The 20,589-nt window shown below is 55.0% G+C and carries 21 protein-coding genes and 1 pseudogene; 11 read left to right on the top strand and 11 right to left on the bottom strand.

Annotated elements, in window-relative coordinates; all coding sequences use genetic code 11:
- Positions 1–39: 39 nt before the first annotated feature.
- Complete coding sequence (locus tag EKM90_RS05415; RefSeq protein WP_125580469.1) at positions 40–846, top strand: Cof-type HAD-IIB family hydrolase; 807 nt, start codon at positions 40–42, stop codon at positions 844–846.
- Between the two features lie 47 nt (positions 847–893).
- Here EKM90_RS05415 and EKM90_RS05420 read toward each other — a convergent pair whose 3' ends face one another.
- Positions 894–1,343 (bottom strand): helix-turn-helix transcriptional regulator, encoded by a 450-nt coding sequence (locus tag EKM90_RS05420; RefSeq protein ID WP_125580471.1) that lies wholly within the window; start codon positions 1,341–1,343, stop codon positions 894–896.
- Between the two features lie 124 nt (positions 1,344–1,467).
- The gene (locus tag EKM90_RS05425; RefSeq protein WP_125580473.1) at positions 1,468–2,346 is read right to left on the bottom strand and encodes a LysR family transcriptional regulator; all 879 of its coding nucleotides are present in this window, start codon (positions 2,344–2,346) and stop codon (positions 1,468–1,470) included.
- Between the two features lie 96 nt (positions 2,347–2,442).
- On the opposite strand from EKM90_RS05425, the gene EKM90_RS05430 reads away from it, so the two are divergent.
- The 4 genes from EKM90_RS05430 (at position 2,443) to EKM90_RS05445 (ending at position 5,406) form a co-directional block, all read left to right on the top strand.
- On the top strand, positions 2,443–2,985 hold the full coding sequence (locus tag EKM90_RS05430; RefSeq protein ID WP_164507869.1) for a chromate transporter: 543 nt from the start codon (positions 2,443–2,445) through the stop codon (positions 2,983–2,985).
- On the top strand, positions 2,982–3,539 hold the full coding sequence (locus EKM90_RS05435) for a chromate transporter (protein ID WP_125580478.1): 558 nt from the start codon (positions 2,982–2,984) through the stop codon (positions 3,537–3,539). Before EKM90_RS05430 ends, EKM90_RS05435 begins: the two co-directional genes overlap by 4 nt.
- Positions 3,540–3,634: 95 nt before the next feature.
- Entirely contained in the window at positions 3,635–4,795 is a 1,161-nt protein-coding gene (locus tag EKM90_RS05440) for an MFS transporter (RefSeq protein WP_125580480.1), read from the top strand.
- Entirely contained in the window at positions 4,792–5,406 is a 615-nt protein-coding gene (locus tag EKM90_RS05445; RefSeq protein WP_125580482.1) for a sugar O-acetyltransferase, read from the top strand. The genes EKM90_RS05440 and EKM90_RS05445 overlap by 4 nt, the downstream gene beginning before the upstream one ends.
- 106 nt (positions 5,407–5,512) lie before the next feature.
- Here EKM90_RS05445 and EKM90_RS12780 read toward each other — a convergent pair whose 3' ends face one another.
- The 3 genes from EKM90_RS12780 to EKM90_RS05455 form a co-directional block, all read right to left on the bottom strand.
- Positions 5,513–5,656 (bottom strand): hypothetical protein, encoded by a 144-nt coding sequence (locus EKM90_RS12780; protein WP_164507870.1) that lies wholly within the window; start codon positions 5,654–5,656, stop codon positions 5,513–5,515.
- Positions 5,657–5,767: 111 nt separating this feature from the next.
- On the bottom strand, positions 5,768–8,851 hold the full coding sequence (locus tag EKM90_RS05450; protein WP_125580484.1) for an AAA family ATPase: 3,084 nt from the start codon (positions 8,849–8,851) through the stop codon (positions 5,768–5,770).
- A gap of 11 nt (positions 8,852–8,862) precedes the next feature.
- Complete coding sequence (locus tag EKM90_RS05455; RefSeq protein WP_125580486.1) at positions 8,863–9,987, bottom strand: exonuclease SbcCD subunit D; 1,125 nt, start codon at positions 9,985–9,987, stop codon at positions 8,863–8,865.
- Positions 9,988–10,408: 421 nt separating this feature from the next.
- Between EKM90_RS05455 and EKM90_RS05460 the strand changes: the two genes are divergently transcribed.
- On the top strand, positions 10,409–11,032 hold the full coding sequence (locus EKM90_RS05460) for an HAD family hydrolase (RefSeq protein ID WP_164507871.1): 624 nt from the start codon (positions 10,409–10,411) through the stop codon (positions 11,030–11,032).
- 168 nt (positions 11,033–11,200) lie between these two features.
- Here the strand turns inward: EKM90_RS05460 and EKM90_RS05465 are convergent, their stop codons facing one another.
- Together EKM90_RS05465 and EKM90_RS05470 are read right to left on the bottom strand one after the other, a co-directional pair.
- Positions 11,201–12,340: an RNA-guided endonuclease TnpB family protein gene (locus tag EKM90_RS05465; RefSeq protein ID WP_125580491.1), complete on the bottom strand. Its 1,140-nt coding sequence runs from the start codon at positions 12,338–12,340 to the stop codon at positions 11,201–11,203.
- Positions 12,341–12,458: 118 nt separating this feature from the next.
- Positions 12,459–12,650, bottom strand: a complete 192-nt coding sequence (locus EKM90_RS05470; RefSeq protein ID WP_125580492.1) for a transposase — start codon at positions 12,648–12,650, stop codon at positions 12,459–12,461.
- A 330-nt stretch (positions 12,651–12,980) separates the two neighbouring features.
- Between EKM90_RS05470 and EKM90_RS05475 the strand changes: the two genes are divergently transcribed.
- The gene (locus tag EKM90_RS05475; RefSeq protein ID WP_225422731.1) at positions 12,981–13,478 is read left to right on the top strand and encodes a GNAT family N-acetyltransferase; all 498 of its coding nucleotides are present in this window, start codon (positions 12,981–12,983) and stop codon (positions 13,476–13,478) included.
- A 50-nt stretch (positions 13,479–13,528) separates the two neighbouring features.
- Here EKM90_RS05475 and EKM90_RS05480 read toward each other — a convergent pair whose 3' ends face one another.
- Positions 13,529–15,151 (bottom strand): ABC-F family ATP-binding cassette domain-containing protein, encoded by a 1,623-nt coding sequence (locus tag EKM90_RS05480; protein WP_164507872.1) that lies wholly within the window; start codon positions 15,149–15,151, stop codon positions 13,529–13,531.
- A gap of 207 nt (positions 15,152–15,358) precedes the next feature.
- Between EKM90_RS05480 and EKM90_RS05485 the strand changes: the two genes are divergently transcribed.
- Together EKM90_RS05485 and EKM90_RS05490 are read left to right on the top strand one after the other, a co-directional pair.
- On the top strand, positions 15,359–16,309 hold the full coding sequence (locus EKM90_RS05485; protein WP_125580496.1) for a Dyp-type peroxidase: 951 nt from the start codon (positions 15,359–15,361) through the stop codon (positions 16,307–16,309).
- A gap of 83 nt (positions 16,310–16,392) precedes the next feature.
- Positions 16,393–16,929, top strand: coding sequence for an NADPH-dependent FMN reductase (locus EKM90_RS05490; RefSeq protein ID WP_125580498.1), 537 nt, complete (start codon positions 16,393–16,395; stop codon positions 16,927–16,929).
- A gap of 68 nt (positions 16,930–16,997) precedes the next feature.
- On the opposite strand, the pseudogene EKM90_RS05495 reads toward EKM90_RS05490, so the two are convergent.
- Positions 16,998–17,545: pseudogene (locus EKM90_RS05495) on the bottom strand (GNAT family N-acetyltransferase).
- Between the two features lie 142 nt (positions 17,546–17,687).
- Here EKM90_RS05495 and EKM90_RS05500 point away from each other — a divergent pair.
- Together EKM90_RS05500 and EKM90_RS05505 are read left to right on the top strand one after the other, a co-directional pair.
- A complete protein-coding gene (locus EKM90_RS05500) occupies positions 17,688–18,011 on the top strand; it encodes a PadR family transcriptional regulator (protein ID WP_125580500.1) in 324 nt (107 codons plus the stop codon).
- 2 nt (positions 18,012–18,013) lie between these two features.
- On the top strand, positions 18,014–18,754 hold the full coding sequence (locus EKM90_RS05505; RefSeq protein ID WP_125580501.1) for a permease prefix domain 1-containing protein: 741 nt from the start codon (positions 18,014–18,016) through the stop codon (positions 18,752–18,754).
- An 83-nt stretch (positions 18,755–18,837) separates the two neighbouring features.
- On the opposite strand, the gene EKM90_RS05510 is transcribed toward EKM90_RS05505, so the two are convergent.
- The gene (locus EKM90_RS05510; RefSeq protein ID WP_125580503.1) at positions 18,838–19,725 is read right to left on the bottom strand and encodes an NAD(P)H-dependent flavin oxidoreductase; all 888 of its coding nucleotides are present in this window, start codon (positions 19,723–19,725) and stop codon (positions 18,838–18,840) included.
- A 94-nt stretch (positions 19,726–19,819) separates the two neighbouring features.
- A complete protein-coding gene (locus EKM90_RS05515) occupies positions 19,820–20,521 on the bottom strand; it encodes a TIGR00266 family protein (RefSeq protein ID WP_125580505.1) in 702 nt (233 codons plus the stop codon).
- Positions 20,522–20,589: the final 68 nt, after the last annotated feature.

The following is a 20,589-nucleotide window of genomic DNA, read 5'->3' on the forward strand; positions in this document are numbered from 1 at the left end:
CTATGCTATGATTCAGGTATCAACTTCAGGAGGCATACGATGATTAAATTGATTGCGCTCGATATCGACGACACCCTGCTGACCTCACAACGCCACATTCTGCCCACGACCAAACAGGCGGTGCAGGACGCGTTAGCTCAAGGCATCAAAGTCGTGCTGTGTACCGGTCGCCCGCTGGCTGGCGCAAAACCTTTTCTCGATGAACTGGGCATCGAAGGTGATGATCAGTATGTCATCACCTATAATGGCGCGGTGACAGAAACTGTTTCGGGCCAGGTCATGGCCAAGCATCTGCTGGACAACGCCGCTTACCGTGAAATCACCGCGTATGGTCAGGCGCACCAGTTGCCCACTAATGTGCTCGACGCCCACAGCAACATTTACACTGCCAACCGCGACGTGGATTGGTGGATTGTCGAGCAGGCCGCGGAAAACGAGGCCGGGCTGTTCATTCGCCAACCTGATGAGCTCCCAGCTGATTTTGCCATTGCCAAAGGGGCCTTCGTTGGGCTGGAAAGCTTGCTGGATGCCCACGAAGCCGCCGTGAAAGCCGCGTTCCAAGACCGCTTCTATGTGGTGCGCGCCGGCCGCAACTTCATTGAACTGATGGACCCCATCGTCAACAAAGGCCAGGCCCTGAGCGACTTGGCCAAACAGCTCAATTTGACGGCCGATAATGTGATGGCGGTGGGTGATGAAGGTAATGACCTACCGATGTTTGACTTCGCCGGGGTCGCCGTCAGCATGGGTAATGGTACTGCTGAAGCCAAGGCGCATGCCGATTACGTCACCGCCGCCAACGATGACGACGGGCTGGCCCAAGCCATTCGTAAATTTGCGCTTTAATCAAAAAAGGTTCATCGCCGGACTAATCCGCGATGAGCCTTTTCGGGTTATGCTTCAGGCACGATGAGTTTGCCCAAGATATCTTTCAGCACCAAACCAGCATCCTGATCAGAATAATGGTAGGTGCTTTGTAAATCACGCAGCAAACCTTCTAACGCGGCCGTGTACTTGGCTGTCGCCACCTCCGCGGGGTAACTGGCCAAGACGGGATATTGTTTCGCCCACAGTGCCGTCCAGTCGACCTTGGCCACGGTGGAAGCCGGTGTATGGGTGATGGCTTCTTCCAACGCATCCACGTCAGCGTCGAAAGTAGTCAACTCATCGAGCGTCAAATGATACAGGGTGGCGAGCCACTTAGCCTGGTAAATATCAGGCAGCGACTCATCCGTTTCCCACTTCGATACCGTCTGCCGGCTCACGCCAAGCTTAGCCGCAACTTGCTCCTGCGATAAGCCACTGCGTTTCCGAGCGGCGAATAATTGATTACCAATCAGCATACTTTTGCCCCCTTCGTATAGCCCTAGTTTAGCGAGGTTTAACGGGGAGCACTAGCGCAAAATAGCGGCAATTGTGCCCGCCTGGTTAACACAGCAATTTCTGGGCGCCGCGGCCAGGGCCTAGCTACAAAGCTGAGGCTGATTCAGCCGCTTGAAAACACTGAATCATCACTTGCCGCATATCCTGAACGCCATCTTGGCGCATGATTGCATAATTCTCCGTGCGCATGCTCAGCGCTTTAGGCAGCGTGAGCTTCACGAGTTGGCCAGCTTTAAGCAGTGGCGAGGCCAGGGGCGCCGGCAAAATCGTCAGCCCAAGACCAGCCGCGGCAGCATTAGTCAGCACCGTGGTATTTGTACTTTCAAGCCAAGGCTGCACCTGCAGGCCTTGCCGATGCAGCGCCGCCTCAAAGCGATCGCGCAAGGTGCTGCCCACCTCGCGGAGCAGCCAGTGCTGCTTAGCCAGGCTCGCCAGCTTCAATCTGCTAGGTCCGGTTGGCGCGCCAACCGCCCAAAGTTCATAGGTAGAAAGCCGCTGGGAAGTATAGGCCGCTTCGCCCATGGTCCCTTCGACGAACGCCAGATCGATCTCACCACGTCGCAAACGTGCCTGAATCTGAGCGACATTCTCTGCGAAGAGTTGCAGCGGCACTCGCGGCTGGGCCTGCTGAAAGCGAGCAATGGCGGCGGGCATGGTCGCTTGGCCAAAAGTCAAACTCATCCCCACCCGCAATGGCAACTGCTGGCGGCTGCGCGCCCCAAATTGCGCGAGCTGCTCATAATCCCGCAACAACGCCGTGGCTTGAATGCGAAAAGTCGCGCCTTTTTGATTGAGGCGCAGGCGGTTACCTTGACGGTCGAATAGTGCCACGCCGATGCTTGTTTCCAAGTCGCGCAAGGCTTTGGAAACTGCCGGCTGAGAGAGATAGAGCTGCTTAGCCGCTTCCGCCGTGGTGCCCTGGTCACACACCGCCAAGAAAATCCGGAGTTGTCGTTGATTCATGTTGCCTCCTATAACCAATTCAGTATACTTGATGCTTACTTTATATATTTTCAATTATACCCGCAACTTGCTATGCTGGAAGCGGAGGTTTTAACGATGAACAAAGATTGGCAACTCTTCAAGGTGTACCTCATTGCCGGCACCTTCACCTTCTCCGGCGGCATGGCGATGCTCCCAGTGATTGAACGTGAATTGTGCCAAAAACGGCACCTGCTGCCGCGCGACGAATTATACGAATACACCACGCTTTCGCAGACTTTTCCCGGTGTGATTGCCCTGACCAACGCCTGCTTCGTCGGCGAAAAGGTCAACGGCAAAAGCGGCATGCTGGCAGCCGGCCTGGGTGCCATTTTGCCGGCCTTTGTGTTGATGCTGGCGGCGACCATCGGCTATCAGCACGTGCCGCAAAGTGGCGTGTTCCTAAGCATCATGAGCGCCATTCGGGCGGCCTCGGCAGCGTTCCTATTTTCGGCGGCGTATGGTTTGGCTCGCTATAACCTGAAAGACCCACTCAGCTTAGCGATTGCGGCGGGGTGCCTACTGGCGACCTTATTTAACCTGCTGAGCGCGCCCACACTGATCATTTTGGCTGGGGTCATTGGCCTGATCAGTGCCCGGCCGCGGAAGGAGCAGTCATGATCATTACGTTGATTTTAGCCTTTTTGAAAATCGGTTTTCTTGGCTTCGGTGGCGGTTATGCCATGCTCTCGCTGATTTATGCCGAATCCGCGCATCTGGGCTTGAGTGCCGCGCAGTTCGCCGACCTCAACGCCTTGGATGGCCTAATTCCCGGCCCAATCGCCATCAATTCCGCGACCTACATTGGCCAACTCACCGACGGCTTTTCCGGCGCGTTAGCGGCCACCTTAACCGTGTGTGTGCCTTCCCTGGTGATTGTGCCGCTCTATCTGCATTTCGAACATCGCATCAAAAACAACTGGGGGCTCAGCGCCATTTTGCGTGGCATTAAGCCGGCCAGTGCCGGGTTAGTGCTGGCGGTTGCGGTCTCACTAGCGCTGACGACCATTGGCGGCGTGGACACGCTCGGCCAAATCGGGCAGGCTCAGCTCAACTGGGCGAACCTGCTGGTGCTCGTGATTGTCCTGCTCATGGACGCCAAATGGCACCTCAATCCGATATTTTCGATTTTGATTGCGGGCCTTATCGGCGGTGTGTGGTATTACCTCGTTTAGCCGCTCGCGATTATGTCCTCACTTGCCTTGAATACTGTCGCGTCACGTAAAGTTTGCCATGATAAGGTACTCGCTAGAAAGCGAGGCCTTTTTCGATGCGACAAAGCAAACCTTGGCGCCTAGCCAGCATTCTTAGCTTGTCTTTGGTCGGCGGCTGCAGCAGTTTGATCACGGGCTTGATTCCGCATTTGCAGCAAACCTACCCCACTCAATCCGCCGCTGGTATTGAATGGCTGGTAACCGTGGCGAACCTCGCCGCGCTGGTGACGCTCCTGGCCAATCCTTGGCTCACGCGCCGCTTGGGCAGTCGGCGCGTGGTGTGCTGGGGCTTGCTGATTGCAGGCGGCTGTGGCAGTTTGCCACTGCTGCCCATGGCTTACTCAACGCTCATGATGACGCGCATCGGCCTTGGTCTCGGCGTGGGCCTGTTCTCGCCGCATGCCCTTGGCCTGATTGCCCAGGTTTATCATGGCGAGTTGCGCGCGCGATTACTCGGTTACCAAACCGGCGTCTCCGCCTTAGGTAACGCACTGCTCATGGCGCTGGCGGGCCTGGTCGTTACGCTGGGCTGGCGCAGAGTGTTTGGGCTGTACTTACTGCTGTTGCCCCTCGCTGGCCTAGCCGCCCAAGTCCTACCTGGGCCGATCCGCACGGAACCAAATCGGCCAGCTGCAGCCAAAAGGGCCACGCTACCCGTAAGTAAATGGGCCCTGTGCCTCTTAGCCTTGGCGACCTACGTGTTGATTTGGGGCGTGCAGTTGAAACTCCCGGTGTTATTGGCTGAGCATCAGCTTGATGCCGCTGTCGCCAACTGGACCCTCGCCGGTATGAACTTAGGCGGGCTATTAGCAGGGCTCACTTTCGGCCGTTTGCATGCCCGGCTTGGCCCTTATCTGCTAGCCCTTGGCTACCTCGGGGCGGCGCTGAGCGTGTGGGCCTTGCTCGCTTGGCAACGCCCAACCGGAATCATCGCGGCTGCCATCTTTTTTAACTGGATTTATTCCCACACAGGGCCATACTTGGTGTATCGCACCAACCTTGGCCTGGCGCCAGACCAGATTGACCTAGCCGCCAGCAGCTTGACCATTGCCACTATCGTCAGTGCCTTCCTGGCCCCGCCATTATGGAATAGCCTCAGCCACCTCGGCCTGGGGGCACTAACAATCAATGCCTTAAGCTGGATGGCGGGCGCGCTGGCTGTCATCGCGTTGGGCACGCTACTGACCATCATTTATCCGCAAAGGAGCAAATCATGACTGAATCTAAAAAAATGCACGACGAATCGCTTTACGATCCCAGCGACGCTGAGATCTCAGCACAACAGCTGACTTACTTAGACAAGCTCTACGACTATAACCAAACGCGGCCCACCGAAATCGCCAAGCGCGCCGCTTTGTTAAAAGCACTGTTCGCCGACATCGGTGAAGGCTGCTACCTAGAACCCCCATTCCATGCTAACTTCGGCGGGCATCACGTCCACTTCGGCGAGCGCGTTTATGCCAACTTTAACCTGACGCTGGTCGATGATACCCATATTTATGTCGGCAGTCGCACCATGTTCGGCCCTAATGTCACCATTGCCACCGCTGGCCACCCGATTTTGCCAGAGCTGCGCGCTCGTGGTTTGCAATACAACGCGCCAGTCCATATCGGCGAAAACTGCTGGCTGGGCGCCGGTGTGATTGTCCTGCCCGGCATCACGATTGGCGATCGCGTCGTGATCGGCGCCGGTAGCGTGGTCACCCACGACCTGCCCAGCGACGTGGTGGCGTATGGTAATCCGTGCAAAGTAGCCCGGCCGGTCAATGACCACGACCGCGAATTCTATTTCAAGGACCACCGGATTGAACCAGAGATGTTCAACTAGACATAAAAAATCCCACCAAGCCTAAGCTTGCTGGGATCGGACCGCGCTACAGCCAAGCTGCGGGGCGGTTTTTTGGTTTTGAACAGAGTCAGTGCGAATGAAGAAACTAGTGTTCATTCTCAAGCTTCTCGGCTTCTTTGTCGATTGTGGCAAACCCTGACTCGGTCTTCTTTGCCGGGTGCTCAGCGCGTTTCTTCTCTGCTTCTTGGATCAACGCCTTGCGTTCCTGCTTACTGAGTTTTCCTGCCATCATTCTCGCCTCTTTTTCTTTGAAATAGAGTTGAGGGCATTTCATCTCTCGACAGACATATGATAACACTTTTTGCCGGCGTTAGCACATTACGATTTCAAGTGCTAAGCATTAGCGGTCCGCGTGCACGGCTTTCAGATGACTCTGGCCATTGCCATCGGCGGTGACTTGCAGCTGATCAGGCACGGTTTCTTGAAGCTCAGCGACGTGACTGATGATGCCAATCATGCGCGCCTGGCCTTCAATACTTTCCAAGGCTTCCATCGCCACATTCAGACTGCCCATATCCAAAGAGCCGAAGCCTTCATCGACGAATAACGCATCAATGGAGACGCCGCCAGCCTCTTGTTGAATGACTTCGCCTAGTGCCAGGGCAAGGCTCAGGGCCGCAATGAAGCTTTCACCGCCGGATAGCGTGTGCACCGACCGGGTTTGGCCGACCTGGTCATCATACACATCGATTTCAAGGCCTGAGTCATTGCGATAGCTCCCTGGTTCGTCGTGGAGCACGAATTGATAGCGGCCAGCTGTTAACTTGGCCAGCCGGACATTGGCCACCTTCAGCACCTCGGCCAGGTACGCCCGCAGCACGAAGCGTTCGAGGCTTAACTTCCGCGAGTTGGTGCCGGACAACACCTGCGCCAAATTGTCCCAGGCCACTGCCTCGTCCAACGCGGTTTGATTGCTGGCAAAATCCTTGCTGATGGTGCCATGCAATTCCTGATCTCGTATCAGTTTTTGATCAAGCGTGAAGGCCGTCGTTTGCGCCTGGTCTTGGGCAGTTGCCGCGGCTTGCCGGGCAGTTTGTAAGGCCTCCATGTCAGGCTGGGCTTGGCCGTTGATGACGCGCGCTGCTTGTTCCAGGAGGGCGGTTTGCTGGTCACGCTGCGTTTTGGCGGTGGCAAGGGCATTCTCCAGCTGAACTAGATCCGGCAATTGCTTCAACCAGTCGGAAAATGGGCGCTCCGCGCCCAAGGCTGCCGTTTTGGTCTCAGCAAAAGCCAATTGCGCCTGGGCGGCGGTCGTTTGTTCCTGCTGCCGCTGGCTTTGCTGGCTGGCCAGCGTGGCTTTATGCTCAGCTGCAGCTTCTTTGGCGGTGCTCAGGGCGGCCTGATTATCCTTTTGGGCTTGGGCATACCGGTCAAGTTCAGCCGTGATTGTTTGGTGTTCTTGCTTCAAATCCGCCAAGGCTGGGGCATTGGCGGGCAGTGCCGCTTGCGCCGTGGTCAAAGCCGCCTGCGCGCTCGCTGCCGCGGTTTCCGCCTGATGGGCTTGAGTCTGCGCTGCGGTTTGAGAGGCTTGCGCCGCCGTCAAGGCCTGCGCCTGGGTGGCTTGTTGCTGCTCCAACTGATTGCGCTTGGCCGTCGCGGTCGCCACTGCTTGCTTGAGGGTGGCCACTTGGCTCGTGAGCTGTTGGTAGGCGGCTTCGACTGCACCGTCTGCGCTAAGCTGCGCAGCCAACTCCGCCTGCTGCGCCGTCAACTTGGTCACTTGCGCGGCTAATTGCGTTGCTTCGGCCTGCGCCGCGGTGGCTTGCTTTTGAGCCTGCTGGCGCTTTTGATCAGCAGCATCAACGGCTTCTGCCGTGACCACCGCGACGGCAGTGGTGGCAGGATGAGGGTGCGTCGTGCTCCCGCAAACCGGACACGGCGCATCAGGGGAAAGCTGCGCCGCTAGGGCCGCAATCTGATTGTTGAGCTGGGCGTCATGAAGCGCCGTGTAATGGGCACTGGCCGCCTCAGCCGCGTGCTTGGTCGTTTGGGCCTGCGTCGTGGCCGCTACCAGCTGGGTTTGGGTTTGCGCCAGCTCTTGGTTGGTGCTTTGCCACTGCTGGTAAACCGGCGTTTGGGCAGCTAGGCGCTCGCTGGCGGCTTGGAGGGCTGGCTGCTGATCATCGCTGACGAGGGCGTTCAAGGCTACTTGCGTCGCGGTCAACGCCTCATTGGTGGCAGTCACCTGGGTGCTGGCCTGTTGCAGCTTAGTTTGGGCCAGCTGATCGGCCGCCTTGGCTTTAACCTCAGCGGCCTGCAGCGTTGCCACCTGTTCAAGCTGCGGTTGCAGCGTAGCCAGCTGATCGGCCCGCTTTTGCTGGGCGGTCATGGTTGCTTGCTGGCTGGCCAGCTGGTCCGCAGTGGCGGTGGCGGCGGCCAATGCGGCATTGGCCTGCGTTTGCGCCGCCAGGGTTTGCTTAATGCGCTCATTCAACCGAGTCAGATCGGCCTGGGCCTGTTGCAAGTGGTCATAATCGCTGCGATGCGTCTGCACCCATTGCAGCTTGGTTCGCTGCTTTTGCTGCTCAGCCAGTGCCGGGGCCTGCGCGTCCAGTGCGGCTAGGGCTGCCTGTGCGGTGGTTTGCTGCTGAAAGGCCTGTTGCAAACTGACCCCCTTCTGGTACGCCTGGTTGGCGGTTTCGTAGGCCGCCTTTGCCGTTTTTAACGCTGCGGCCGCGGCAGTGTATTTGACCGTTAAAGCATCAATCGTTGCCGTCATGGCCTTAATTTGCTCCGGCAGCGGCGTTTCTGGCGCCGGCGCTGGGTCTTCAAATTGAAACTGCGACGCTAAGGTTTGCAGGCGCGCCGTCTGTTTGGCCACCGCAGTTTGCTTTTGCTTGGCCTTAGTTTTCAACGTGGTTTGCCAGCGGGCGTACAAGCTGGTGCCGAACAGATGCTGCAACAGCGCGCCTTTATCATCACTGTTAGCATCAAGGAACTGCCGAAACTTACCTTGCGGGAGAATCACGATTTGGCGGAACTGATCGGCATCCAGATGCAGCAGGTCAGCAATCCGCGGCGCCACATCGCGCTTTTTGGTCCACAGAGCGGTTTCTTTGCCGTCCTCGAACACCGTCAGGCACACATTCATGGTCGTGGTGGTGGTGCCGTTGCCGCGCTTTTTCGCCAGCTCTTGCGCCGGCTCACGCCAGATTTCGTAAGTCTTGCCGCCATGCGTGAAGCGTAAGGTCACCCGGGTTTTCTCGTCGGCGCTGGCAAAATTGGCCCGCATTTCATCCCCGGTGCGATCGTCCCCCGAGGTATCACCATACAACGCAAACACCAGCGCATCAAAAATCGTGGTTTTGCCGCTGCCGGTTTTGCCACTGATCAAAAACAGCGGCGTCTGGGCGAAGCTGGCAAAGTCGACGGTTTCATCGCGATATGGGCCAAAATACTGCATGTGTAAATCAAGTAGTTGCATCACGGCGCCTCCTATTCTTGGCCCAACTCACTGCGACTGGCTTCAGCTAACGCCGCCTTGGCCCAAGTTTCCTGTTCGGGCGTGAGGTCGCTACCAGTGACTTGCTGATAAAAATCCGCCAGTAGCGGCATCGGCCCAAGTTTGACATTGGTTTGCGTGGCTGTTTCCAGTTGGACATGCTGCTCCCTTTTCAACTCAATGATGCGCGGAAAGACCTGGCGCAGGCTGGCCATGACATTGGGAATCACCTCAACATCCGTCAAGCTGATGGCGGTGTATGCATCACGCTCGGCGGCAGAAAAATGATCGGGATCGGAGAATTCCTTGAAGCTACCTGTGAGCTGCTGAAGTTCATGAAGCGGCGCCAAACTGACAAACTGCCGATTCATCGTGTCGGTATCAAGAATGTAGACCCCTTTCTCCTGGGTCACTTCCGACACGGAATACTTGAGCAGCGAGCCGCTGTATTGCACTTTGGGCTCATTCAGGGCCTTGCGATTGTGCAAATGGCCCAGTGCCACATAGTCAAAGGCTTGCAGGTCGTCGACACTCACCGCATCTAGGCCGCCCACGTTGACGAGGGTCTCGGATTCGGAATGCTTACTCCCGGCCGCAAAAAAGTGGGCAATCAGCACATGTTTTTTCGCTGGATCGAATTTTTCTTCCAGCGCAGCCGCCACCCTGTGCATGGCCTTGTTGATATTGGTCAAACTATCATCATGAAAATACAGCCGCGCCGCCACCGGTTCAAAATACGGCAGCAGGAAGAACTGCACATCCCCCAATTCGACTGGCGTAAAGGCTTGAGCCAGTTCCGTGTTCAAATAAAGCTGCGTGGCATCATACCATTCCCGCCCAGTGCCTAGCCGCACCGCCGAATCATGGTTCCCCGAAATCACTAAGAGCGGATACCCCAGTTCGCGGTTGAGCCGGTGCAACATGCCATTGACCATGGTGACCGCTGTTTCGTTCGGCAGTGCCCGGTCGTACAAGTCGCCGGCAATCATGATGGCGTCCACCTGCTGATCCTGCGCGACCTTCACTAGGCGCTCGAACACCGCCTCTTGATCGTCTTGTAAGTCGAACGCGTTAAGTCGTTTGCCGATATGCCAATCGGCGGTATGCATGATCCGCATAAGAAACCTCCTGAAGAATGAATGATGGAAAAGTCCGGTTGCGACTGCGAAATGTTCCACGCCCCAGCCTGCAGTTGCGCCCCTCGGCAACGCCCGAGCAGTTAGCTACGCTTGCGGCCTCATCGCCAAAAACCGGCGATAATGCCACAAGCTAGGCTACCAGTCGGGCTAAGTGCGCCCAGCTCCGCAGCCTTCATAGTCGCGTTGCGTGAGGCCAACGTCGGAGTGAATAGCTACGTTTACCACCTCGAGGCCAAAGTGCAGCCTCAATGCGGCAAACTAGGCTATTCATCCGACTAAAACCGGCCTCACTCCACAGCCTTTACCTATAATCCAAACACTCGTTCCTACCACTGTCAACGGCTTGTCGTTTTAGATGACAGCGGTTTCGAGTATACTAGTAAGGAATGGGGGCGTGACAATGAAAACTTTTATTTTTGATATCGATGGCACCTTGCTAGATTCGGTGACGATGTACTTATTAGGCCTGCAAAAAACGATGCGGCGGCATGGCCAAGAATTCACCCTAGATGAGCTGCGCTTTTCCAATGGCATTCCTTCCACCGTCACGATGGGCCGGCTTGGTTTTGAAGGCGACGCGGTGGCCCCAGCGGTCAAGGAATGGACCCAAGACTCGCTGGATTTTGTCGATGACGTGGATTGGTTCCCCGGCATGAAGGATACCTTGGTCGCTTTGCGCGCAACTGGCGCCAAAACTGGCATTGTGACCTCCAAAAATCGCGATCAATACAGCATTGATGATCAGCGTTTTGGGTTCAGTCACTACTTCGATACCATTGTGGGCGCTGGTGAGGCCAAGCGCAACAAACCATTTGGGGATCCGATTTTGCTGGCCATGCAGCGCGTGGGTGGCGATGTTGCGGATACGGTCTACGTTGGCGATACCGCCACCGATGCTCAGGCAGCGCATGATGCCAAGGTCGCCTTCGCCCTGGCCACCTGGACCACGCCTCAGCCCGGCCCTGAATTTGACCCCATTGCCGCGCGCCTTCAAATCCCGGCGGACCTGAAGCAACTGCTTTAAGCCTTCAGGCTAAGAATTCGCGAAGTGAACTACTCGGCCATAAATGACCGGGCTTCTGGGAACACCGCTGACTTACACATCCAGCACCGAGCTTTCAGTGCAGAGGTTACGGCTATTGACCAAGGCACGTCCCGTGCCAGAAATTCTAACGGACCTGATTGCTTGCTTCTAGGACACTAGAATATTTTTAGCCGCGTTGATGTCACGGTCATGGTGAGTATGGCATTGTGGGCACGTCCACTCTCGAACAGCTAGTTCGTGTTTGCCATCATCATATCCACATACCGAGCATCTCTGCGATGTTTTGTTTGGTGACACGGCGATGACTTTCTTATCGTACCAGTCAGCCTTGTATTCCAGCATTTGCCTTAATTCACGCCAAGCTTGATTAGCGATTGCCCGCGCTAAGTTATGATTACGCAGAAGCCCCTTGATTTTCAGGTCTTCTAGCTTAATCACGTCGTACTGAGTCACCAGTTCAGTGCTAATTTTCTGCAGGTAATCGCGGCGTTGGTTAGCGACTTTCTCGCTGTACTTTGCCACCATTGTCTTAGCCTTCAAGTAGTTCTTAAAGTCGGATAACTGACGTGGCGCTTGAACCTTGAGATGCTTATCCCAAGCAATCTCTTGTTCGGCCTGACGGCGACGACGAGCGAGACGTTTCTCCCAGTAGTGGCTTTTCTTGGCCATTGCTTTGTCGAAACGCTTAGTCGCGTACTTCATGCCGTCACTTGTGATTGCAAGGTCGGTAATCCCCATGTCAATGCCCACCATCGCATCAGTTTTATGCCAAGAGGCATTTTCAACATCGGCGACCACCAACACGTAATACTTGCCCACGTTACTCCGAATAACCGTAGCGGTCTTAATCTTACCAACGGGTAATTGCCCCGCTCGGAATCTAATCACGCCGGTCTTTGGTAGCCGAATATGGGTATCATCCACAACGGCAATATTTCCATTGACAGCGTTTGACCGGTAAGCGTGGCGCGCAAAGCGCTTGGATTTGAACCTAGGGTAGCCGGCATGTTCCTTGAACAGCTTTTGAAAGGCTAGATGCAGATTGTGGCTAACACCCAAAAGACTGGTTGAGTCAGCTTCCTTTAGCCATGGATATTCCTGCTTGAGTGGCTTGAGTAAATAGTTCATCTTAAATTCATTGAGGTACGTACCGCCATTTTCATGACGTTTGGTCTGCATATTGAGTAATTCATTCCAAACGAACCGGCACATGCCAAAATTACGCTCAAATTGAATCCGTTGAGTGACATTTGGATAGATACGCAGCTTAAAAGTCTTCATCGTCATTAATCTTCACCACCTTCAACGTTGGCCATCAATGGATTGCTCTGGCCGCTGTTGTCTGACCCATCTTTTCATTGCTGGCTATATGACAATTACGTGGTCATATGGGACATCCCCCTCCTCACCAACAACTTTTTTGTAGTGCCGAACCTTGCGCGAATCGGCGGTGTGGTGAAATTGCTTTTGGCCTGCACACAATTTTGGTTACTGATGTTTTTGGTAGTTCCCTCACCAGCAAGTGAATATGTTCATCCTTACCAATTTCCATGTGGTCGATTTTAAAACCACATTGCTCTGCGATTTCATACATCATTCACTCGAGCGCAACCTCGACATTTCCTTTCAAATCCCACTTACTGTATTTAGTCTCCCAAAAGATGTGGTAATTTTGATTGTAGACAGAGACTCTGCCATATGTATGCCTTATAGTGTCCTTCATGACGCTATCTATAGCACATTATGCGATACTATACGCAGAGTCCATGCGACACAAAAATAGGTCAATTCATCACATTCTTGAAAGAACGTATTTCCTTGACCTAATTCAAAAATAACCCCTTGAGTCGGACGAAGATTTTTCGTCACCAGCTACTAGAGGTGTTGAAGATACAATCGGCTAAAGCAACAGAAAAGAGGCATCAGATTGATCAAAATCGTTCCTGCTACCGCGGCCACTGACTTTGCCGCGGTGGCCCAGTTATACTATGACACCTGGCAAGTGGCGTATCGCGATCTGGTGCCTGCTGGCTATCTTGACCAGCTGACGCCGGCGACGTGGCAACCAGAAAAGCGGGAAAACAAGACGCTACTGGCACTGGCCGATAACCGGCTAGCTGGAGTTTGCGCGTTCGGACCGGCGCGGGATGCGGACTTTGCCGGCGCCGGTGAGTTGTACTCGATTTATGTGCATCCGGCCCAGCAACACCAAGGTATTGGGCAACTGCTATTGCAAGGTGCACTGGCCCGGCTTGAACCTGACTTCAGTTCGATTTACTTAGTCGTGCAGACAAACAATCTGCCGGCGCGGCGCTTCTATAAGCGGCAAGGGTTTCATGCAACGGGCTATCACAGGCAGACTCAGACCGACTTTGGCCCGCTGGAGGAAGTCATCTACGGCAGTGGCCCGCAGTTTGAATTGTAAATCTCGACAAAATCACCCGTGATTCTCAACGAATCACGGGTGATTTTTTGCTAATAAATGTCGTTAACCTGAGCCTGCGCCACGTCATGCTCCATAAACTCATCGTAAGTGGTGTCGGCGCGATCGACGATGCCTTTTGGTCCCACTTCGATAATGTGGTTGGCAATGGTCTGGATGAACTGGTGGTCATGACTGGTGAAGAGGAGCGACCCCTTGAAGTCAATCAACGCATCGTTCAAGGCCGTGATGCTTTCCAAATCCAGGTGGTTCGTCGGATCATCCAGCAGCAGCACATTGGCCTTGCTGAGCATCATTTTGGCCAGATAGGCCCGGACCTTCTCGCCCCCTGACATGACAGGCGTTTGCTTAAGCACGTCATCCCCACGGAACAGCATCTGGCCCAGGAACCCGCGCAGGAAGGTGTTGTCGCTTTCTTCCTTGCTGGCGAATTGCCGCAGCCATTCAAGAATGTCCAAGCGGTCGTCGGCAAATTCTGGGTTCAAGTCACGCGGCATGCTGGCGCGAGCAGTGGTCACGCCCCAAGTGACGGTACCACTATCTGGCTGCATCGTGCCGGCCAAAATCTGCATCAGCACACTGGCCGTCACATCTGAACGGGAAATGAACGCGGTCTTGTCGCCAGGGCGCAGGATAAAGGAGACATTGGACAAAATGGTTTCGCCATCGATGGTCTTAGAGACATTCTCCACCCGCAGCAAGTCATTGCCCAAGGCGCGTTCCGGTTCAAACTTGATATAAGGGTACTTACGCGAGGACGGCTTGATGTCATCCAGCGTAATTTTGTCCAGCTGCTTTTTCCGGGAGGTCGCTTGCTTGGACTTGGACGCGTTCGCCGAGAAGCGCGCGATAAATTCTTGCAGCTGCTTGATCTGTTCTTCCTTCTTGGCGTTTTGCTGGCTCCGCAGTTGTTGGGCCAGCTTGGAGCTTTCCAGCCAGAAGTCGTAGTTGCCGACGAACAGCTCAATTTTGCCGAAGTCCACGTCGCACATCATCGTGCACACCGCGTTCAGGAAGTGGCGGTCATGGCTGACGACGAGCACGGTATTTTGATAGTCGGCCAAAAAGTCTTCCAGCCAGTCGATGGTCTGCGGATCCAGCCCGTTCGTCGGTTCGTCCAGCAGCAAGACATCAGGCTTGCCAAACAGCGCCTGCGCCAAGAGGACTTTGACTTTTTCACCTTCTGGCAACTCAGCCATCAAGGTTTGGTGCATTGCTTCGCCAATGCCCAGGGATTGGAGCAACTGGCTGGCGTCGCTTTCCGCGTTCCAACCGTCCATTTCGGCGAACTCGCCTTCCAGCGCCGCCGCGCGGTTGCCATCAGCTTCGGAGAAGTCAGATTTCGCGTAAAGTGCATCTTTTTCCGTCATGACTTCGTACAGCCGGGTGTACCCCTGCAGCACGGTGTTCATCACCGTCTGATCATCGAAGGCAAAATGGTCCTGCTTCAAGCTGCTCATCCGTTCGTTCGGATCGAGGCTCACGCTGCCAGTAGTCGGCTTGAGGCGCCCTTCCAAAATCTTCAGGAACGTTGACTTCCCGGCGCCATTTGCGCCAATGATGCCGTAGCAATTGCCCGGCGTGAATTTCAAATTAACATCGGTATACAAGGTCCGATCCGAGAACGTCATGGAAACGTTGGAAACTGTAAGCACTGCGCTACCTCACTTTACTGTTGTTTTCTACTATATGCATTCGAATCATGATACCAAAAGCGCGGCCAGTAAACAAGCCACGCCGCGGGGATTGGCAGGCGGCCGTTATTTTATGTTGTGCAAAACTTATTTGAGCAAATTCGCCCAAAATTCGCACCATCTATGGTAAATTATTAATAGAATGATTCTAATTTGGAGGGATAAGTTATGCCAATCGATTTACGCAAAGTCCAAGATGTTTATAAAGACGCCGGGGACAACATCATCTTCGCCACCATGAACCTCAAGCACCAAGACCACGCCGCAGAACTGGCGTCCATCACGGATCTGGCCGAGCATCTGCCAGCCTTCAACAACAGCATGGCCATTCGCTATCCTGATAGCGGGCTCGCCGTGGCTTTCGGCTTCTCGCGCCAGGCCTGGGACTACCTATTCCCGACCGCCCAAGTGCCAGCCGAGCTGGAGGAATTTGCCCCGATTGAAGGCCCTAAGCACACCGCCCCGGCCACCCCAGCAGATCTCTTTTTCCACCTGCGGGCGCGCAATTCAGCGGTGCCTTACGAACTGCTGTCAGAAATCATGACCATTATCGGTGATACCACTGAGACCTTGGATGAAACCCACGGCTTCCGGTATTTTGAAGGCCGCGCCATCATTGGCTTTGTGGATGGTACTGAAAATCCTAGTGCCTTGGACACCCCAGAATACGCCGTGATTGGCGACGAGGACCCAACTTTCATCAATGGTTCCTACGCCTTTGCCCAGAAGTACCTGCATGACATGAAAGCCTGGGACCGGCTCAAGGTCGAGCAGCAGGAAGCCGCAATTGGCCGCAAGAAGTTCACTGATATTGAACTGGCCGACGAAGACAAGCTCAAGAATGCGCACAACCTCGCCTCGCAGGATAACGAAGGTGGCATCGAGCACAAAATTGTGCGCATGAACGTCCCGTTTGCCGATGCGGCGAAGGACGTTAAAGGCACCTACTTCATCGGTTACGCCCGCCACTGGAGCGTCACCAAGCGCATGCTGAATAACATGTTCAGCCAATCCGACCGCTTGCTCGACTTCTCGACGCCGATCAGTGGTGAAGTGTTCTTCATTCCGTCCAAGGACACCTTAGCCGCAATTGCGGATGAGGACTTACCGCAGAAATAAGCCAGTCGAGCTTCAAGGTTGCACTTTTGCCATTTTTGCGTGAATAATAACCTATTCAACGCAAAGAATGGAGTGTGACTAGCGTGAAGTTAGTTGGCATTGTCGGAAATAATTACTCAGGTTCGCATAATCGGATGTTGCTCAAGTTCATGCAGCAGCGCTACGCCAGTCAGGTCGACCTGACCTTGCTGGAAACCAAGCAACTACCAATGTTCAATCAGGATGACGAAGACCATCCCACCCAAGCGGTGGTCGACTTTCGCGCCGCGATCGCTGCGGCCGATGCGGTCATTATCGCGACCCCTGAGCATAACCACAGTATTCCCGCGGTTTTGAAAAATGCCCTCGATTGGTGCTCGCGGGTAGAACATCCCTTGGCTGGTAAAAAGGTCATGATTGTCGGCGCTGCGTTAGGCCCACTAGGGACGGTCCGCGCCCAAGGCCATCTGCGCCAAATCTTAGATTCAATGAGCATCGCCGCCCACGTCATGCCCGGCAATGAATTCCTGCTCGCCCACGCGATGAACGCCTTCGATGCTAACGGCGTGTTAACTGACCAAAAGGATATTGAATTTCTCGATACGTGCATGACCAACTTCATCAAATTCGTCGAGGCTTAAACCAACTAAAAATGACCCAAATCACGCTGACGTGATTCGGGTCATTTTGGTTAGGGCAACTGATGGACTTAATTCCCGCTTACCCATTCCCGTTTGAGCAGCGACCACTCGTTTTCATCGTGAAAGCCATCCGCTACGGCTCGCCATCGCGCAAAGTCCCATCTAAATGAAAGCCGGCCTTGCGCGCTACGGCATTGCTAGCCGCATTATCGACGGCGGCCCGGATGATAATCTTGTTCAGCCCATACTGGCCGAAGCCCAACTCGCACAAGCCCGCCACTGCACGATGCATCACATTACGGCCGCGGAAGGCAACGCCAAGCCAGTAACCCACGTCGGCACTTTGATTAGCCGCAAAACCGTTAAAGCTAATCATACCCGCCACCTCACCGGCCACCATCACCACTAAAATAAGCGATTGGCCAGTGCCAAAATGCGTATTGAATAGCCGGAGCGCTTGCTCCTCATCCGCCGCCGTTTTGGTCTGACTGACCCAAGGCAGATACCGGCTAAGCACTGAGCGGTCAGCCTCGAGCAACTTGAACAAGGCTGGTGCATCTAGCGCTGGTCGTGGTATTGCCAATTCAATCTCATCATCAACCGCATAACTGAACATGGTATCCCTCCTCGAAACATGTTTTTACCCTACCCCGTTTGATCGACACTTGCAAATCAGAATCGGTCTCAAGCACGAGAGCGCTAGCAGGCAGTTCGTGCTATGATTACTTCATCAGGTGGAGTAATCGGAGGTGAGGGCAGTGATTTCAAGCGATAGCATGCGCGGCTACAACGATGCCATCATTTTGGCCGTGCTCGCGCGCGGCGATTCGTACGGGTTCGAGATCAGCAAAGCCATCACCGCTGGCACCAATGACGCCTACACCTTGCGCGAAACCACGTTGTATTCAACGCTAACGCGTCTGGTCAAAAGTGGCGCCCTGAACGCCTATGCCGGTGAACTCTCGTATGGCCGGCCGCGCACTTACTACCATCTCACCGGAATTGGCCGCACGATTTTAGCAGCGAAAAAGCAAGAGTGGCACCAGGTCCAAGGCGTCGTCACCCATTTTTTGGAGGAGTAACAATGGAAAGTTTACAAGTGTATCTCGACGGGTTATTCAAAGATGTCCCACCTTCCTCAGCGGTGCGGCAAGCCAAAGCTGATCTGCTGGCGGCGATGGAGGATCATTACCATGACGCCTTAGCGCGGGGCCTCAGCGCCAGTGAAGCGTTAGGCGAAGTCATCGGCTCGGTAGGGTCGATTGATGAGGTGCTTGCAGCGCTGGATGTTCATCCAAAGACCAGCGAGGCCACCCAAGCGCCGGAAGCCCTAACAACTGAAGATGTGCAAACTTACTGGCAAGCCACACTCCACTACGCCGCTGGTCTAGGCCTAGGCGTGGCGCTTTGCATCGCCAGTGTCGCCTTAGCGGTGTTGTTCGATGGCAATCCAGACTCGGACGCTCTTAGTGCCATCAGCTTTTTACTCGCAGTGGCCGGAGGCGTGGCCTCGATTATCTTTGCCACGACGCATCGCCGCCGCATCGCTCGCGGCTTGCGGCAATATGCCGTAACCAGCAGCATCAACCGCTTCGCTGCCCGCCGGCTCGAAGCTTACCAGCGGCCACGCATGATTGGCCTAGTGGCTGGCATCACCTGCTGCATTTGCTCGATTATTCCCGCCATCATCATTGCCGATAATCTCGGCGCCGTCTTGCTGCTTTTCATGGTGGCCATTGGGGTGTTCTACATGATCTATGTGCAAGCCATCAACAACGGGTATAAACGACTGGCCGAGGCGCGGCCAGGGCAATTGTTTCACTAAAGCAAAGGCGCTGCTTCCCGGACGAGGGAGGCAGCGCCTTTTGAATTCCTAATTCGTAATATCAAACCACAGCAGCGAGCGCTTTACTCTGGATACAACCGATGCACAATCGTCGCCGCTGGAGCCGTCCCTTGGATCATCCCAGCAATTTGCCCCGCCATTAAGGTGCCATGTTCCAAATCCCCGGCAATAGCCCGCTCCAAACTGCCGTCCAGCAGCGCGTGCAGCTCGTCGGCACTAGCGCCAGCGGCTTCCGCTTTGAAGTAGGCGTCGGTCAATGGATTCTTCAAGCAACGCACTGCATCCCCCAAGGCGTGGCCGGTGACCACGGTAGCGGTATCATTGGCGGCCACAATCGCGGCTTTGTAGGCCGCACTGATGGAGGTTTCATGGGCGACCATAAAGGCGGTGCCCACTTGGACGCCCACTGCACCTAAGGCTTCAGCTGCCTTAACGCCAGCGGCATCGGCAATGCCCCCAGCGGCATAAACCGGCAGATCCACGGCGGCGGTCACTTGCCGTACCAGACTAAAAGTCGTTTCCGTGCCGATATGGCCGCCAGATTCCATACCTTCTGCCACAATGGCATCAGCGCCTAACGCGGCCATTTTCTCGGCGACTTTGACTGACGGAATCACCGCGACGACTTTGGTGCCAGCCGCTTGGAGCGCCGCGATGAAACGTTTCGGCGTGCCAGCACTGGTGGTGACTACCGGCACTGGATGGGCAATCAGGTAAGGCACCACCTCAGCCATGTTCGGTTGTTGGAGCATCAAGTTGACTGCAAACGGCTGATCGGTGGCAGCGCGCACCGCGGCGATACTTTCACTGAGCCGCTCCACGCTCCGATTGGCGGTGGTCAATACCCCTAACCCCCCGGCGCGGCTAACCGCGCTGACTAGCGATGCCTTTGAAATGCCGGCCAGTGCGCCTTGGATGAGTGGCAATCTGGTGCCTAAAGTGGTTGTCATGTCCAGTCCCCCTTCGCTGGTTGCTTGAATAAGCAACTGTTACCTCCAGCGTACTCGCGATGACGTGTAAACGCCACCACAAATTTATACCAGGTTAATCCGAACTGGTGGGAATGAACGGCTTGACCAGGTTAGCCAAGGCTTCAACATTGCGCGTTTGGATGTAAACCCGACCACGACCAGAAAAGCGATTCACCAGGCCTTCGCCGGTGGTATAACCAAAGCTGCCGCTGGCGGCTTCGATGTGATACTCCAAATTGCGGTCCCAAGCCACGACATGGTTGTTGTCGATGACGTAATCCTCGCCGTCAAGGTCGATTGGCAGCAGATCGCCATAAGCGGAAATCAGCATTTTACCAGTGCCGTGGGTTTCCATGACATACAACCCACCAGTGCCCCCGAACACGGCCGCGTCCACTTTTTGCCGTACCATCGCGTAGCCCGCTGAGGTGTCGGTGGCCAAAAAAGCGCCGGTGTTCAGCCGCCATTGATGACTGTCATCTACTGCCAGCTCGGTAATTGGCCCCGGGTTGCCAGGCGCAATGGCCAGCATGCCGCCTGCCTCATTGCCGGTGGCGGTTGTGATGAAAAAGGACTCGCCTGAGGTCATCTTCCGGCCAATCGCACTCATCAAGCCGCCCAAGCCAGATTTGCCATTACTGTTCATGTGGCCTTCTAAGGTGATTTTGCCATTGTGATACAGCATCGCCCCGGCTTCAATTTGCACGCTATCGCCGCGGTCCAAGTGAATTAACGCCAGCGGAAACGGGCTTTCACCTTTCAGTTCATACTCCATATCTTCTCTCCTCCAATCTTGATGGTACTTGCAGTGTAGCGCAAAGCCGGTGGCGGCGCGACCACGTT

The sequence above is a fragment of the Lacticaseibacillus suibinensis genome (assembly GCF_003946175.1).
GTDB lineage: Bacteria > Bacillota > Bacilli > Lactobacillales > Lactobacillaceae > Lacticaseibacillus > Lacticaseibacillus suibinensis.